Here is a 15827-nt window from a genome sequence, read left to right on the forward strand (position 1 = left end):
CGATCATGCCGCTGCACCCCCAGGCACGCGAGTACGTCGCCAGGAATCCGTCGGATCTCAACACCGACCTGGCGCTCCTCGATCCGGCCCGGATCGAGGAGATGCGTGCGCACGACACCCTGGCCGGCCACCGCGGGCCGCAGACGAAGCTGCCCTTCGTCCGCGACGAGCAGGCGGAGGGCGTGCCGATCCGCATCTACCGGGCCGACCCCGGCGACGGCCTGCTGCCCGTCCTGGTCTACTTCCACGGCGGCGGCTGGGTCTTCGGCAGCGTCAAGCGCAACGACCCGGTTGGCCGCGACCTGGCCATCCGCACCGGCGCCGTGGTGGTCTCGGTCGACTACCGGCTGGCCCCCGAGCACCCGTTCCCGGCCGCTGCCGACGACGCCTGGACGGTGGTGCGCGACATCTTCGCCCGCCCCGCCTTCTACCAGAGCAACGGCAGCGTGGCCGTGATCGGCGACAGCGCGGGCGGCAACCTGGCCGCCGTGGCCGCCTGGCAGGCCCGCGACGCCGGGCTGAGCCTGGCCCACCAGGTGCTCGTCTACCCGGTGCTCGACGTGGCCATGGACACGCCCAGCTACGTCCTGCACGCCAAGGGCTACGGGCTCGACGCCGAGGAGATGGCCTGGTTCGCCCGCCAGTACGCCGACGGCGTCGACCCGGCCGACCCCCTGCTGTCCCCGCTGCGCCTGCCCGACGTCTCCGGCCTGGCCCCGGCCACCGTCGTGACCGCCGAGTACGACGTGCTCCGCGACGAGGGCGAGCGTTACGCCGCCCGGCTGGCCGAGGCGGGCGTCCCGGCCGAGCTGCGCAGGTTCGAGGGCGCGGTGCACAGCTTCTTCGTCCTGCCCGGCCTGTTCGACCAGGCCGTCGAGGCCCGCGAATACGTCGCGGACCGGCTGCGGGAGTCCTGGTGAACGACGTCTACGAGCGCTACGCCAAGCTGCGGCTCGACCACCCGGCCGAGGGCGTGCTGCGCATCACGATCAGCGAGCCGGGGCGGCTCAACGCCGTCGACGCCACCGCCCACCGCGAGCTGGGCGAGATCTGGCGCGACGCCGACCGCGACGACGCCGTACGCGCGATCGTGGTCAGGGGCGAGGGCCGGGCGTTCTCGGCGGGCGGCGACCTGTCCATGATCGAGGAGATGACGCGCGACCACGCCACCCGGCTGCGCGTGTTCGCCGAGGCCCGCGACATCGTCTACAACGTGCTCAACTGCTCCAAGCCGGTCGTCTCCGCCGTCGAAGGGCCGGCCGTGGGCGCCGGGCTGGCCGTGGCGCTGCTGGCGGACATCTCCGTGGCGGGCCGCACGGCGCGCATCATCGACGGCCACACCCGGCTCGGGGTCGCGGCCGGCGACCACGCCGCGATCGTCTGGCCGCTGCTGTGCGGCCTGGCCAAGGCCAAATACCACCTCCTGCTGTGCGAGCCCGTCTCGGGCGAGCAGGCCGAGCGGATGGGCCTGGTGAGTCTCTGCGTCGACGACGACGAGGTGCAGGACAAGGCGATGGAGATCGCCGTCCGGCTCGCCGCGGGCGCCCAGGAGGCGATCAGGCTCACCAAATACTCGCTCAACAACTGGCTGCGCCTGGCGGGCCCGTCGTTCGACGCCTCGCTCGCGATGGAGTTCCTCGGCTTCACCGGCCCCGACGTGTCGGAGGGCGTACGCGCGCTGCGGGACAAGCGGCCTCCGTCGTTCGGCTGACCGGCTGGTGTGCTCGTCCGGCCCTCGGGTAGGCGGGCCTCATGAAGGACAACGACAGGGTGGACCTGTTGCGCCGGCACCAGGAGATCAGGGCCCTGCTCACCGAGGCCGAGAACGCCGCCTCGGACCACCGGGCAGGGGCATTCCCGTGGCTGGTGCGGTTGTCGGCGTCCACGAGGCAGCAGAGGAGGAGGTCAGCCATCCGCACGCCCGCCGCGAGCTCGATCATGGAGGCGACGTGATCGACCGGCGGCAGGCCGCGACAGGGCCGCGGCGAGAAGTGCCACAGAGCAACGGCCGCAGCGAAAGCCGCGGGAGGTCCGGGCGCTCGTGCCCCGAGGAGGTTGAGCAGCAGCCTCCCGGCCACAAGGGCGCGGCCCGCTCGATCCGGGCGCCGGTCGGGCGGCCCGGACACCCCGCTCACCTGTGGCCGGCCCGCCGCCCGGACACCGCAGGGGCAACCACCTGAACACCGGCCACACGCGCCCCACGCGCGTTCGGCGGGTGGCTCAGCGGGGCCTGCGGGCGTGGAAGACGAAGGCCGGAGGGGTGTTGCGCCAGACCGTACGCCCAGGCACGACCTCCTCGAACCGCTCGGCCAGCAGCGCGCGGAACCGCCGCGCCGAGCTGAGCGGGATGGCGTGGATGTAGGAGAACGTCGTGAACGCCGCCCCCGGGCTCATCGCCCCCGTCACCGCGCCCAGCAACTCGTGCTGCAAGCCCTCGGGGAACGCCGCCCACGGCAGCCCGCTCACCACCACCTCCGCCGGCCCCAGCCCGCGCTCGGCGAGCAGGTCGCTCAGCCGCGAGGCGTCGTCGTGCGCCACGTCCACCGCGGGATAGCGTTCGGCCAGCAGCCCCGCCATCGCCTCGTTGAGCTCCACGGCCAGATGGTGGCCGCGCCCGCCCAGCCGCTGCTGGATCTCCGCCGTGAACGGGCCGGTGCCGGGCCCGAGCTCCACCACGATCGGCTCGCCCCGCTCCGGGATCGGGGCGCAGACCGCCGCGGCCAGCCGCCGCGAGCTGGGCGCGACCGCGCCGATGGAGGCGGGTGAGCGCAGGAACTGGCCGAGGAAAACCGCGGTGTCGTTGGGCATGCCCCGAAACCTAGGGCCGCGACCGGCCCGCATTGCTCCCCCGTCCGGGCGGACCTGCGGCCACTTGGAGGAGGCGGGGTCCTCCGCGCGGAGGATCGGCGCATCGCACGTGGCGGATACGGTGTGTCCATGCGTTGGCGTGGTCTGCCGCTAGATGTCCTGCTCGCGGTTTCCGGGGTGGGTCTCGACCTGCTGACCACCGCGCACGCGGGCGACACGGAGCACATGCCCGCGGTGCTGAACCTTTCGATGGCCCTGCTGGTCGGCCTGCCCATGGGGCTGGTGCGCCGCTGGCCGGTCCCCGTCACCCTCTACCTGGCGGCGTTCCTGGCCGCCACCGACCTGCTCGGGTCGTTCACCTCCAACACCGCTCAGATCCTCCTGTGCGTGTCGCTGGGCGTGGCCGGATACCGCGCCGGCTTCCGCGCCACCGCCCTGGCCGTGGTCGCCAGCATCGCCGCGACCGCGCTCAACATCGCCGACCCGGGCGTCCCGCTCTCGGGCAACCTGTGGATCTACTCCGTGCTGCTGCCCGTCTTCCCGGCCGTGCTCGGCGCGTACCTGCGCAGCTCGGCCGAGCGGCTGGACGAGCGTGACGTCACCCCCGACGCGCTGCTCGCCGCGGGCGGCGTGGCGATCACCGTGCTCAGCACCTGGACCACCTGGCACTCGGGCACCCTGCCGGTCTGGGTGGTCGGCCTGCTGGCCGTGGTGGGCGGGCTGTCGCTGGGCGTCGCCAGGCGGCTGCCCGGCCTGGTCTTCCTGCTCCAGGGCGTGCTGCTCGTCTCGGCCGACACCTATCTGAACGACGCGGTCAACACGTGCGTGATCCTCACCCTGATCGCGGTCGGGGTGTTCGCCATGCGGGTGGTGTCCTGGGCCTGGACGATCGCCGCGTACATGACGGGCTGCCTGCTGACCGCGATCGCCGTCGTCGGCGACGACACCGACATCACCGCCTTCCGCGTCGGCGTGCTCATGACGCTGGTCGCCACCCCCATCGCGATCGGCCGCTACCTGGGCATGCGCCGCCACGCCGCGGCCTCCGAGCGGCTGCGCGCCGAGGAGGCGGCCCGCGCCGCGGTCGCGCAGGTGCGCGCCGACCAGCTCGCCGAGCGGGAGCGCATCGCCAGCGACGTGCACGACATCGTCGCCCACCACGTCGGAGCCATGGTGCTGCGGGCCGGGGCCGCCCGCTACACCGCCCCCGACGGCCCGGTCGCCGACGCGCTCGACGATATCCGCCAGACCGGCCACCAGGTGCTGCAGGACCTGCGTGACCTGCTCGACCTGCTGCGCGACCCCGACCGACAGCCCGACCTGCTGGCCAACCCCGCCGACGTCGTACGCGAGTCGGCCGAGCGCATGTCGGCCGCCGGGCTGGTCGTGGATCTCGTCCTCGACCCGGTGACCGACCAGGCCCCGCTCATCGCGCGCGCCTCCGCCGCGCGCATCGTCCAGGAAGGACTCACCAACGTGCTCAAGCACGCAGGCCCCGGCACCCGGGTCCGCGTCTCCGTGACCCCCTCGGACGAGGGGCTGGCCGTGGAGGTCCGCAACGGGCGTCCGCCCACCGCCATCGAACGCCTGCCCCCCTCCGGACGCGGCCTGGCCGGCATGCGCGAGCGGGTACGCGCGCTGGGCGGCACCCTCAGCGCCGGCCCCGACGGGGAGGGCGGCTGGCTGCTGGCCGCCCACCTGCCCACGCGCCTGTCGCAGGGCATCCCTCAGGGGAACGGCCAGGGGACCGGGCAGGGCGACAAACAGAGAGACAGACAGGGCGGCAGGCGGGGAAGCGGCAGGGGAAGCAACAAGGGGAACAGTAGGGGGAACGCGGCATGATCCGCGTGGTGGTGGCCGACGACCAGGCGCTCGTACGCGCGGGCGTACGGATGTTGCTGCAGGCCACGGGCGACATGGAGGTCGTGGGCGAGGCCGAGGACGGCGCCGAGGCGGTGCGCCTGGCGGAGCGCCACCTGCCCGACGTGATCCTCATGGACCTGCGCATGCCGAGGGTCGACGGCCTGGAGGCGATCAGGCGGGTGCTCGCGTCCCGTCCGGGGGCCAGGATCGTGGTGCTGACCACGTTCGCCGAGGACGGCAACGTCTACGCCGCCCTGCGTGCGGGCGCGGTCGGCTTCCTGGTCAAGGACGACGACCCGGAGCGGATGGTCGACGCCGTGCGCCGGGCGGCGGCGGGGGAGCAGCTCCTCGCGCCCTCGGTGCTGCGCCGGGTCGTGGAGCGGTTCCTGGCCGCGGAGGAGCAGGCCGCCCCGGCGGCGCCGCCGGGGCTGACCGAGCGCGAGCTTGAGGTGCTGGCCCTGGTCGGCACCGGCCTGTCCAACGCGGAGATCGCCGAGGAGCTGCACGTCGGCGTCACCACGGTCAAGACCCACATCGCCGCCGCGATGGACAAACTGGGCCTGCGCAACCGCATCCAGGCCGCCGTCGTCGCCCACCGCACCGGCCTGGTGGACGCCTCCTTCCGCCCCGTACGCCAGCCGCGCGGCGGCCCCGCGGCCTGAGAGCCGTGTCCGGGCCCCGGCAGCCGCCCGCCACCGCTAAGGTCGGAGACGTGTATGTGAAGATCTGCGGGTTGAGCGAGCCCGAGCACGTGGCCACGGCCGTCGAGGCGGGCGCCGACGCCATCGGGTTCGTCCTGACCCGCAGCCCGCGCCGGGTGACGCCCGAACGCGCGGCGGAGCTGGCCGCGCTCGTCCCCGGGCACGTGCTCACCGTCGGCGTGTTCCGTGGCGAGGACCCCGAAACGGTCAGGGAGGCGGTGCTGGCCTCGGGCGTACGCGGCGTCCAACTGCACGGCAAGCACCCGCACCGCGACTTCACCGCCCTGAAGGACCTCGGGGTGCGCCTGGTCAGGGCCGTCGACGCGCAGGCCGACCTGCGCTGCGGCGCCTACGACGAAGACCTGCTCATCGTCGACGCGCCCCACGCGGGCTCCGGGCAGCCGTGGGACTGGGCGGCCGTGCGCGGCCGGCCCTCCGGGCACTGGCTGCTGGCGGGGGGCCTCGACCCGGCCAACGTGGGCGAGGCGATCGCGGCCGCCGGGCCGTGGGGGGTCGACGTGTCCAGCGGCGTGGAGAGCGCGCCGGGCGTGAAGGACTCCGCCCTGATCGAGGCGTTCCTGCGGGCGGTCGGCAAGATCGGCGGATGAGCGCGCCAACGGCCAGGAGCGCGGCGGCCGGGTGGGGCGCGGCGGTCGGGTAAGGCGCGGGCAGGCGGCTCGAAGGGGCCGGAGCCGCCCCGCGAAGGCCGGTCACAGGCGGGCCGCTACGTTGGAGTTCCACGCAGTAGGGTCTGCAGCGTGAGTGAAACTTCCGCCGAGGACCGAATCTGGACGGTCCCCAACCTGCTGAGCTTCCTGCGTCTGCTGGGCGTTCCCGTGTTCCTCTGGCTGGTGCTCGGGCCCAAGGCGGACGGGTGGGCCATCGGGCTCCTCGCGGTGGCGGGTTTCACCGACTGGCTCGACGGGAAGATCGCGCGCGCGTTCAACCAGACCAGCAGGCTCGGGCGGATCATCGACCCGGCCGCCGACAAGCTCTACGTGTTCGCCACCCTCCTGGGCCTCCTGCTGCGTGACGTGATCCCGTGGTGGCTGGTCGCCGTCATCCTCGCGCGGGAACTCTTCGTCGCGAGTTTCGCCCCCGTACTTCGCAAACATGGCTATAGGGCACTTCAAGTGCATTTCCTGGGCAAGGCCGCCATGTTCAACCTCATGTACGCCTTCCCCCTCCTCTTCCTTGCCTCCCACGCCGGATGGTATGCCGAAACTGCGCAAATTGTCGGGTGGGCATTCGCGCTCTGGGGAACGGGACTGTACTGGTGGTCGGGGCTGCTGTACGTGGTGCAGGTGCGCCAACTGGTGAAGGCGGCCAAGAAGGAGTGATCGGGTGAAGGCGGTCGTCATGGCGGGCGGGGAGGGCACTCGGCTGCGTCCGATGACCGCCAACCAGCCCAAACCCCTGCTCCCGGTGGCCAACCGCCCGATCATGGAGCACGTCCTGCGCCTGCTCAAGCGGCACGGCATCACCGAGACCGTGGTGACCCTGCAGTTCCTGGCCGCCCTCGTGCGCAACTACTTCGGCGACGGCGACGAGCTGGGCATGAGCCTCCAGTACGCCACCGAGGACCTCCCGCTGGGCACCGCGGGCAGCGTCAAGAACGCCGCCGACCGCCTCCGCGACGCCCGATTTCTCGTGATCTCCGGCGATGCACTAACGGATATCGATTTATCCGACATGATCCGCTTTCACCGCGAAAATCAGGCTTTAGTGACCATCGGGCTCAAGCGAGTCCCCAACCCCCTCGAATTCGGGATCATCATCGTGGACGAGGAGGGCCGCGTTCAGCGCTTCCTCGAGAAACCCACCTGGGGCCAGGTCTTCTCCGACACCGTCAACACCGGCATCTACGTCATGGAGCCCGAGGTCCTCGACGCCGTGGCCCGCGGCGAGCCGGTCGACTGGTCCTCCGACGTCTTCCCCGACCTCCTCCAGCGCGGCGCCCCCATCTACGGCTACGTCGCCGACGGCTACTGGGAGGACGTCGGCACCCACGACAGCTACCTCAAGGTCCAGGCCGACGCCCTGTCCGGCCGGGTCGAGCTGGACATCGGCGGCTTCGAGCTGTCGCCCCGCGTCTGGGTCGCCGGCTCCGCCACCGTCGACCCCGACGCCGTGCTCAGGGGCCCGCTGCTCATCGGCGAATACGCCAAGGTCGAGGCGGGCGCCGAACTGCGCGAGTTCACCGTGCTCGGCAACAACGCCGTCGTCCGCGAGGGCGCCGTCCTGCACCGCGCGGTCGTGCACGACAACGTCTACCTCGGCCCCGGCGCCCACCTGCGCGGCTGCGTCATCGGCAAGAGCACCGACGTGATGGCCGGCGCCCGGATCGAGGAGAACGCGATCATCGGCGACGAATGCGTCATCGAGGCCGAGGCGTACGTCTCCAGCGGCGTCAAGGTCTACCCCTTCAAGACCATCGAGGCCGGCGCGGTCGTCAACACCAGCGTCATCTGGGAGTCGCGCGGCCGGCGCGGCCTGTTCGGCCCCAGGGGCGTCAGCGGCCTGGTCAACGTCGAGATCACCGCCGAGCTGTGCGTCCGCCTGGCCGGCGCGTACGCCACCACCCTGCGCAAGGGCGAGTACGTCGTCACCTCCCGCGACTGCTCACTCGCCGCCAGGGCGCTCAAGCGGGCGGTCATCGGCGCGCTCACCGCGAGCGCCATCAACGTGCTCGACCTGGAGGCCGCGCCGCTGCCCGTCGCCCGCTTCCACACGGCCAGGGTGTCGGCCGCGGGCGGCCTCGCGCTGCGCACCACGCCCGGCGACCCGCAGAGCGTGGACATCGTCATCATGGACGACCGCGGCGCCGACCTGCCCCCGGCCGCCCAGCGCAAGCTGGAGCGGGTCTTCTCCCGCCAGGAGTTCCGCCGCGCGTTCCCCGGCGAGATCGCCGAACTGGCCTATCCCTCCAGGGCCGTGGAGGACTACACCCACGAGCTGCTGCGCACCGTCGGCGTGAACGGCGTCGGCGACATGAAGGTCGTCGTCGACTGCGCCGGGGGCACCTCCTCGCTGGTGCTGCCCTCCCTGCTCGGCCGCGTCGGCGTCGAGGTGCTCACCGTCAACGCCCGCCTCGACGACGTCTCGCCCACCGAGACGCTCGCCGAGCGCCGCCGCGGCCTGCAACGCCTGTCGGAGCTGGTCAGCTCCTCGCGGGCGGCGTTCGGCGTGCGCTTCGACCCGGTCGGCGAGCGCATCGCCCTGGTGAACGAGCGGGGCCGGCTCATCGACGACGAACGCGCCCTGCTGGTCGTGCTCGACCTGGTCGCCGCCGAGCGCAGGGGCGGCCGGGTGGCGCTGCCGGTCACCACGACCCGGGTCGCCGAGCAGGTCTGCCGCTTCCACGGCGTACAGGTGCAGTGGACACCCACCGCGCTCGACGCCCTCACCTCGGCCGCCGCCGGGCCCGACATGATCTTCGCGGGCGACGGGCGCGGCGGGTTCGTGGTGCCGGAGTTCAGCCACGCCATCGACGGCCTGGCGGCGTTCCTGCGCCTGCTGGGCCTGGTCGCCCGCACCCGGCTGTCGCTGAGCCAGATCGACGCCAGGATCCCCGAGATACGCCAGCTCCGCCGTACCGTGCCCACCCCGTGGGCGGCCAAGGGCGCCGTCATGCGCTCGGTCATCGAGGCGGCCGAGTCCGAGCCCGGCGAGCGCCGCGTCGACACCACCGACGGCGTCCGGGTGACCCGCGACGACGGGAGCTGGGTGCTGGTGCTGCCCGCCGCCGCCGAGCCCGTCACCGATCTGTGGGCCGAGGCCGCGGACCTGGACGCCGCCCAGTCCCTGCTCGAACGGTGGGCCCGCATCGTGGAACGGGCGGCGAAACGAGCCGTTCCCGGGCCGCGGACCGGCCCTGTCACATAGCGTGATCGGAAAGGGTTTGCCGATGATGTGCCCAGAGAGTGCCGCAAGATCGTAATGTAGAAACGCGCGGCGGCATGGACCACGGGGCGGGGGCGACGGTAACTTTGTCTGCGTCCGAACCACAGTGCAGCGCCCCGCCTTGACCTTTGCCGCTGATCAGCGTAAGTTGCGGCATTCGCAAACTTGAAAAAGCGAAGCGAGGCGCGCCCCTGAGCACCGTCGCGTCTTCGCGGTAGGAGGCCGAGCCGATCGATGCCGAGCGTCTACTGCACGCAGTGCGGGCACGCCAACCCCGAGGATGCCCGTTTCTGTTCCCGTTGTGGGTCACCGCTGACCAGGCCCGAGGTCTCCGGGGACACCACGTCGACGATCTCCGTCGCGGGAATCGAGGCGTACGAGGCTGAGACAGGCGACATGCTCCTGGCCGAGCGGGCGCTCGTCGAGCAACTGCCGCCGGGCACGGCATTGCTCACGGTGACCAGGGGCCCCAACCAGGGCAGTCGCTTCCGGCTCGACAAAGAGCTGACCACGACCGGGCGCCATCCCGAGAGTGACATCTTCCTCGACGACATCACGGTCTCCCGTCGGCACGTCGAGTTCTACCGCCACCGCGGCGGCCAGTTCTCGGTGCGCGACGTGGGCAGCCTCAACGGCACCTACGTCAACCGGGAGCGGATCGAGGAGGTTCCCCTGCACTCCGGAGACGAGGTGCAGATCGGCAAGTTCCGCCTCCTCTTCCTGATGCGCGGCCACGCCGGCGTATGACTTCTCAGGCGGCACGCTCGTACATGAGCATCGGGGAGGTGCTCGCCCTCCTGCAGGGCGAGTTCCCGGATGTGACGATCTCCAAGATCAGGTTCTTGGAGGGCGAAGGGCTGATCGAGCCCGAGCGCAGCCCCTCCGGCTACCGCAAGTTCACGCATCTGCACGTGGAGCAGCTCCGGTTCATCCTCACCGAGCAGCGCGACCACTACCTGCCGCTGCGGGTGATCAAGGACAAGATGGCGGAGAGCTTCGGCCTGCCGCGCGCCGTGCAGCAGGCCCAGGAGGTCAGGCTCAGCCGGGCCGAGCTGATCGAGGCCGCCGGGATCGACGACGAGACGCTCGGCGAGCTCGAAGACTACGGCCTGCTGGCCCCCGTGGCCAGACGTTACGACGAGGAGGCGCTCAAGGTGGCCCGCACCGTGGGCGCCCTGGCCCGCTTCGGCCTGCACGCCCGCCATCTGCGTGCGGTCAAGGCCGCCGCCGAGCGCGAGGCGGGGCTGGTCGAGCAGGCCGTCGCGCCCATTCTCAAACGGCGCGCCCCGGGGGCCATCGGCGAGGCCGACGAGGTCGCCAGAGAGCTGTCCACGCTCCTGCTCGACCTGCACGCATCCCTTGTGCGGACGGGTGTCCGATCGGTCCTGGGGCGCTGAGACCGTAGCGGGCTGGGAGGCGAGGGCGCATTCCAGGCCCGCTGGGTGTTACGTTGAAGTGCAGTAGCCAGTCAACAGAAGCGATGATCGAAGAGCTGTGCCGGGTGACCGGTCAGGAATACGGAGCAGCCCGTGTTGCAGATGGAGGTCGTGGGCGTTCGAGTAGAAATGCCCACAAATCAGCCGATCGTCTTGCTCAAGGAGGCTCACGGGGAGCGGTTCCTTCCTATATGGATTGGCATGACAGAGGCCACGGCCATCGCCCTGGCCCAGGCTGAGGAGCCGCCGCCGAGGCCGCTGACGCACGATCTCTTCCGAGACGTGCTGAGCGCGCTGGGTGTCGGCTTGCGCGCGGTCAACATCGTCGCCCTGCGCGACGGCATCTTCTTCGCCGATCTGGTGTTCTCCAACGGGGTCGAGGTGAGCGCGCGGCCGTCCGACTCGATCGCGCTCGCCCTGCGCACCGGGGCGCGCATCTTCGCCAGCGAAGAGGTCGTCCAGGAGGCCGGGGTGATCATCCCCGACGACCAGGAGGACGAGGTGGAGAAGTTCAGGGAGTTCCTTGACACGATCACTCCCGAAGACTTCGGCAGGGCGGGGTAGGTATTTCAGTGCATTTACGCTTCACGACGCGCCGAGCCGGATCGTTGACTGAGCATGGTCACGGTCCTACGGTGCAAGTGAAACCCGTGGTCGCCCTTTACGAACCCCCAGATCAGGCCGCGGGATGAGAGAAAGCCGGAGGTCCGCGTGGCGGTCAGCAGCGGCGAGGGAAAGACGGCCGGCCAGGAAGATCCGGTGCGGCGCGAGAGCGCGCGGCAGCGTGCCGGGGAGCAGGGTCTGCTCTTCGACGAGCAGCCAGCGGCGGTGCCGGACGACATCGGCTACCGCGGGCCGACGGCCTGTGCGGCGGCCGGCATCACCTACAGGCAGCTCGACTACTGGGCGCGCACGGGCCTGGTGGAGCCCACGATAAGAGCCGCCCACGGCTCCGGCTCCCAGCGGCTCTACAGCTTCCGCGACATCCTGGTGCTCAAGGTCGTCAAGCGGCTGCTCGACACCGGGGTGTCCCTGCAGCAGATCCGTACGGCCGTCCAGCACCTGCGTGACCGCGGGGTCGCCGACCTCGCGCAGATCACGCTCATGAGCGACGGCGTCAGCGTCTACGAGTGCACCTCGGCCGACGAGGTGATCGACCTGCTCCAGGGCGGCCAGGGCGTGTTCGGCATCGCGCTCGGGCGGGTCTGGCGCGAGGTCGAGGGCTCCCTCGCGGAGCTGCCGGGGGAACGCGCGGCGGTCGAGGACACCGTCCCGGCCGACCATCCCGCTGACGAGCTCGCCCGTCGCCGCCGCGCCCGGCGCATCGGCTAGGCGCCTCCGACCCTCTTCGACGGCCCCTCCCGCGCCTGGACGGGGCCTCGCGCCCGGGGCGCCGCCGCCCCCGTAGGCGCCTTCCGCACCGGCGCCGAGCGCCTCACCGGCCTCCATGCCACGTCACATGGCACAGCCCGGCCGTACAGGGCACAGCCCGGCCACACCTGGCGCAGCCCGGCCACCGCGAAACTCCCGCCACCCCGGCCGCACCCGCCACACCGCGCTCCCATGACCCACGGCTCTTGAGGGCCCGCCCGAGGCGGGCCGCGTCCGTCGCTCCGGAGCGCCTGACGGGTTTCGTGCCCGTGACCTCCGCCTCACGGCAAAGACTTTGCGACGTGCGGAAGGGGGCATGCGGTGCGGTGAGCGGCAATCGCGGCTTACCGTAGTAATCTAGGACAGCAAGGCTGACGACCCCGTGCGGGAGAGTCCCCGGGCCCCCAGGGCGCCGGGGCGCCGAAGGAGCAACCCTCCCCGGAATCTCTCAGGCATCTGTACCGCTCGGGCGAGGCAACTCTGGAAAGCAGGCGCGCCCGCCAGGCGTGCCTCACCGACGGTGCAAGCCCTACCGCGGGGTGAAGCTCTCAGGTCGCGGCACCGTGCACATCGCGGGCCCGCGCTGACAGAGGGGGAGATCCGGCACTCGCCCGCGCCCTGGCGCCGGTCTCCATAAGCCTCGGGAGGCACACCCCATGACCGATCTGTCAGCTCCGCCGTTCTCGTCCAGGCACATCGGGCCGTCGGAGTCCGAGCAGCAGCGCATGCTCGAGGCCGTCGGCTTCGAATCCGTCGCGGACCTGGTGGCGGTGGCCGTGCCCGAGGCCATCAGGGCCAAGGACCGGCTCCGGCTGCCCGCCGCGATCGGCGAGGCCGAGGCCATCGCCGAGCTGCGCGCGCTGGCCGGGCGCAACCGGGTGCTCACCTCCATGATCGGCCTGGGCTATCACGACACCGTGACGCCCGCCGTCATCCGGCGCAACCTGCTGGAGAACCCGGGCTGGTACACCGCCTACACCCCGTACCAGCCGGAGATCTCGCAGGGCCGCCTCGAGGCGCTGCTGAACTTCCAGACCGTCGTCTCCGACCTGACCGGCCTGCCCGTGGCGGGCGCGTCCCTGCTGGACGAGGGCACGGCCGCGGCCGAGGCCATGACGCTGGCCCACCGGGCCGGCCGGTCGAAGAGCGACGTGTTCGTGGTGGACGCCGACGCGCTGCCCCAGACCAAGGCCGTGCTCGCCACCAGGGCCGAGCCGCTCGGCATCCGGCTCGTGGAGCACTCGCTCGACGGGGACCTGCCCGAGTGCTTCGGCCTGCTCGTGCAGTACCCGGGCGCGTCCGGGCGGCTGCGCGACTTCCGCGCCGTGGCCGCTGCCGCCCATGAGGCCGGGGCGCTCGTCGTGGCCGCCGCCGACCTGCTGGCCCTGACGCTGGTGGCCGCCCCCGGCGAGCTGGGCGCCGACATCGCGATCGGGTCCTCGCAGCGGTTCGGGGTGCCCTTCGGGTACGGCGGGCCGCACGCGGCGTTCATGTCCGTGCGGGAGGGGCTGCAGCGCCAGCTCCCCGGCCGCCTGGTGGGCGTGTCGGTGGACGCCGACGGCGACCCCGCCTACCGCCTGGCCCTGCAGACCCGCGAGCAGCACATCCGCCGCGAGAAGGCCACCAGCAACATCTGTACCGCGCAGGTCCTGCTGGCCGTCATCGCCAGCATGTACGCCGTCTACCACGGCCCCGACGGCCTGCGCCGCATCGCCCACCGCGTGCACCGCCACGCCACCGCCCTGGCCGAAGGGCTGCGCGGCGCGGGCGTGGAGGTCGTGCACGGCGAGTTCTTCGACACCGTGCTGGCCCGCGTGCCCGGCCGGGCCGCCGAGGTCGTCGCCGCCGCCGTCGAGCGGGGCGTCAACCTGTGGCAGGTGGACGCCGACCACGTCTCCGTCGCCTGCGACGAGAAGACCGGCGCCGCCGAGGTGGCCAAGGTGTGGGCCGCCTTCGGGGTGATCGGCGGCGGCGAGGTCGACGCGGGGAACGCCCCCGACGCGCTGCCCGGCACGCTGCGGCGCGAGAGCGCGTACCTGACCCACCCGGTCTTCCACAGCCACCGCTCCGAGACCGCGATGCTGCGTTACCTGCGCAAACTGCAGGACAAGGACATCGCGCTCGACCGTTCGATGATCCCGCTCGGCTCCTGCACGATGAAGCTGAACGCGACCACCGAGATGGAGCCGATCACCTGGCCCGAGTTCGCGGCCATCCACCCGTACGCGCCGGCCGACCAGGCCGAGGGCTACCGCGACCTGATCGGCACGCTGGAGAGCTGGCTGGCCGAGGTGACCGGCTACGATGCCGTCTCCATCCAGCCGAACGCGGGCTCGCAGGGCGAGTTCGCCGGGCTGCTGGCCATCCGCGCCTACCACCGCGCCAACGGCGACGAGGGACGCGACGTGTGCCTCATCCCGTCCTCCGCCCACGGCACGAACGCCGCCAGCGCCGTCATGGCCGGCATGCGCGTCGTGGTCGTGGCCTGCGACGACGACGGCAACGTGGACCTGGCCGACCTCGACGCCAAGATCGACAAGCACCGTGCCGCGCTGGCCGCGATCATGGTGACGTACCCGTCCACGCACGGCGTGTACGAGGAGAGCATCACCGAGGTGTGCGCCAAGGTGCACGAGGCCGGCGGCCAGGTGTACGTGGACGGCGCCAACCTCAACGCGCTGGTCGGCCTGGCCAGGCCGGGCGACTTCGGGGCCGACGTGTCCCACCTCAACCTGCACAAGACCTTCTGCATCCCGCACGGCGGCGGCGGCCCCGGCGTCGGGCCCGTCGCGGTCCGCGGCCACCTGGCCGCCTACCTGCCCGGCCACCCCCTGCACGACGACGCGCCGGTCGGCCCCGTCTCCGCGGCCCCGTACGGGTCGGCGGGCATCCTGCCGATCTCGTGGGCGTACGTCAGGATGATGGGCGCGGAGGGGCTCAAGGCCGCCACCGAGCAGGCCATCCTGTCGGCGAACTACCTGGCCAGGCGGCTGTCCCCGCACTACCCGGTGCTCTACACCGGCCGCGGCGGCCTGGTCGCGCACGAGTGCATCGTCGATCTGCGCCAGATCACCAAGGAGACCGGCGTCACCGTGGACGACGTGGCCAAGCGGCTCATCGACTACGGCTTCCACGCGCCGACCATGTCCTTCCCCGTGGCCGGGACGCTGATGATCGAGCCGACCGAGAGCGAGGACCTCACCGAGCTGGACCGGTTCGTGGACGCGATGGTCGCCATCCGCGGCGAGATCGCCAAGGTGGCCTCCGGCGCCTACGACAAGGACGACAACCCGCTGCGCAACGCGCCCCACACGGCCGAGTCGGTCAGCGCCGACGAGTGGCCGCACCCGTACGCGCGCGGCGAGGCGGCCTACCCGCTGCCGTCCCTGCGCGACGGGAAGTACTGGGTGCCGGTGCGCCGCATCGACCAGGCCTACGGTGACCGCAACCTGGTGTGCTCCTGCCCGCCGCTGGAGGCGTACGAGGACTGAGGGGACCCGCCGGGAGGACGACCCAGTCCTTCGGTGTCAAGTGAGCAGACATGATCGCCAGAAGTCGTTAGGCTCGGTGCGACCGCCGCCCCTAGGAGCTCCCTTGACGTCCTCAGAGCTGGAGACCCCGCCTCTCGACACCGCCCGCCTCCTGGCCGAACGCGGTGACCTCGACGCCGCCGCCGCCATCCTGGGCCGGCTGCCCGCCGACCTCGTCGAGCCAGACCGGGCGCAGGCCGCCGTCGGCCTGGCCG

At 72.0% G+C, this 15827-nt stretch carries 14 protein-coding genes and 1 riboswitch; of the genes, 13 read left to right on the forward strand and 1 reads right to left on the reverse strand.

From position 1 onward, the window contains the following. The first annotated feature begins 5 nt into the window (after positions 1-5). From ABD844_RS35725 to ABD844_RS35735, 3 genes are read left to right on the forward strand one after another with little or no spacing between them, the layout of a single operon-like run. Complete coding sequence (locus ABD844_RS35725; RefSeq protein WP_344887917.1) at positions 6-920, forward strand: alpha/beta hydrolase; 915 nt, start codon at positions 6-8, stop codon at positions 918-920. Further along, positions 917-1711, forward strand: a complete 795-nt coding sequence (locus tag ABD844_RS35730) for an enoyl-CoA hydratase/isomerase family protein (protein WP_344887920.1) — start codon at positions 917-919, stop codon at positions 1709-1711. The genes ABD844_RS35725 and ABD844_RS35730 overlap by 4 nt, the downstream gene beginning before the upstream one ends. Before the next feature lie 41 nt (positions 1712-1752). Beyond that, positions 1753-1953 (forward strand): hypothetical protein, encoded by a 201-nt coding sequence (locus ABD844_RS35735; RefSeq protein ID WP_344887923.1) that lies wholly within the window; start codon positions 1753-1755, stop codon positions 1951-1953. A 267-nt stretch (positions 1954-2220) separates the two neighbouring features. On the opposite strand, the gene ABD844_RS35740 is transcribed toward ABD844_RS35735, so the two are convergent. Then, positions 2221-2808 (reverse strand): class I SAM-dependent methyltransferase, encoded by a 588-nt coding sequence (locus ABD844_RS35740; protein WP_344887927.1) that lies wholly within the window; start codon positions 2806-2808, stop codon positions 2221-2223. A gap of 129 nt (positions 2809-2937) precedes the next feature. Between ABD844_RS35740 and ABD844_RS35745 the strand changes: the two genes are divergently transcribed. From ABD844_RS35745 to gcvP, 10 genes are all read left to right on the forward strand, one after another. Further along, the gene (locus ABD844_RS35745) at positions 2938-4650 is read left to right on the forward strand and encodes a sensor histidine kinase (RefSeq protein ID WP_344887930.1); all 1713 of its coding nucleotides are present in this window, start codon (positions 2938-2940) and stop codon (positions 4648-4650) included. Continuing rightward, the gene (locus tag ABD844_RS35750; RefSeq protein ID WP_344887933.1) at positions 4647-5333 is read left to right on the forward strand and encodes a response regulator; all 687 of its coding nucleotides are present in this window, start codon (positions 4647-4649) and stop codon (positions 5331-5333) included. The genes ABD844_RS35745 and ABD844_RS35750 overlap by 4 nt, the downstream gene beginning before the upstream one ends. 50 nt (positions 5334-5383) lie before the next feature. Beyond that, positions 5384-5980 carry a phosphoribosylanthranilate isomerase gene (locus ABD844_RS35755; protein WP_344887936.1) on the forward strand — a complete coding sequence of 199 codons (597 nt, stop codon included), beginning with the start codon at positions 5384-5386 and terminating at the stop codon, positions 5978-5980. A 150-nt stretch (positions 5981-6130) separates the two neighbouring features. Beyond that, positions 6131-6712, forward strand: coding sequence for a cardiolipin synthase ClsA (gene clsA, locus ABD844_RS35760; protein ID WP_344887939.1), 582 nt, complete (start codon positions 6131-6133; stop codon positions 6710-6712). A gap of 4 nt (positions 6713-6716) precedes the next feature. Further along, the gene (locus tag ABD844_RS35765; RefSeq protein WP_344887942.1) at positions 6717-9257 is read left to right on the forward strand and encodes a sugar phosphate nucleotidyltransferase; all 2541 of its coding nucleotides are present in this window, start codon (positions 6717-6719) and stop codon (positions 9255-9257) included. A gap of 252 nt (positions 9258-9509) precedes the next feature. Beyond that, positions 9510-10022, forward strand: coding sequence for a double zinc ribbon and FHA domain-containing protein (locus tag ABD844_RS35770; protein ID WP_344887944.1), 513 nt, complete (start codon positions 9510-9512; stop codon positions 10020-10022). A 23-nt stretch (positions 10023-10045) separates the two neighbouring features. Next, entirely contained in the window at positions 10046-10672 is a 627-nt protein-coding gene (gene ftsR / locus ABD844_RS35775) for a transcriptional regulator FtsR (protein ID WP_344887947.1), read from the forward strand. 132 nt (positions 10673-10804) lie between these two features. Continuing rightward, positions 10805-11275, forward strand: a complete 471-nt coding sequence (locus tag ABD844_RS35780; protein WP_090771501.1) for a bifunctional nuclease family protein — start codon at positions 10805-10807, stop codon at positions 11273-11275. Positions 11276-11422: 147 nt separating this feature from the next. Next, positions 11423-12043: a MerR family transcriptional regulator gene (locus tag ABD844_RS35785; RefSeq protein ID WP_344887951.1), complete on the forward strand. Its 621-nt coding sequence runs from the start codon at positions 11423-11425 to the stop codon at positions 12041-12043. Positions 12044-12457: 414 nt separating this feature from the next. Next, positions 12458-12556: riboswitch (glycine riboswitch) on the forward strand. Between the two features lie 182 nt (positions 12557-12738). After that, a complete protein-coding gene (gene gcvP / locus ABD844_RS35790; protein WP_344887954.1) occupies positions 12739-15573 on the forward strand; it encodes an aminomethyl-transferring glycine dehydrogenase in 2835 nt (944 codons plus the stop codon). Positions 15574-15827 lie beyond the last annotated feature (254 nt).

This window comes from Nonomuraea antimicrobica (genome assembly GCF_039536965.1).
In the GTDB taxonomy this organism is placed as follows: domain Bacteria; phylum Actinomycetota; class Actinomycetes; order Streptosporangiales; family Streptosporangiaceae; genus Nonomuraea; species Nonomuraea antimicrobica.

Coding starts and splice junctions, on each gene's coding strand:
- ftsR (WP_344887947.1), top strand. CDS start 10,046: ATGAGCATCGGGGAGGTGCTCGCCCTCCTGCAGGGCGAGTTCCCGGAT.
- ABD844_RS35740 (WP_344887927.1), bottom strand. CDS start 2,808: ATGCCCAACGACACCGCGGTTTTCCTCGGCCAGTTCCTGCGCTCACCC.
- ABD844_RS35745 (WP_344887930.1), top strand. CDS start 2,938: ATGCGTTGGCGTGGTCTGCCGCTAGATGTCCTGCTCGCGGTTTCCGGG.
- ABD844_RS35750 (WP_344887933.1), top strand. CDS start 4,647: ATGATCCGCGTGGTGGTGGCCGACGACCAGGCGCTCGTACGCGCGGGC.
- gcvP (WP_344887954.1), top strand. CDS start 12,739: ATGACCGATCTGTCAGCTCCGCCGTTCTCGTCCAGGCACATCGGGCCG.
- ABD844_RS35735 (WP_344887923.1), top strand. CDS start 1,753: ATGAAGGACAACGACAGGGTGGACCTGTTGCGCCGGCACCAGGAGATC.
- ABD844_RS35725 (WP_344887917.1), top strand. CDS start 6: ATGCCGCTGCACCCCCAGGCACGCGAGTACGTCGCCAGGAATCCGTCG.
- ABD844_RS35770 (WP_344887944.1), top strand. CDS start 9,510: ATGCCGAGCGTCTACTGCACGCAGTGCGGGCACGCCAACCCCGAGGAT.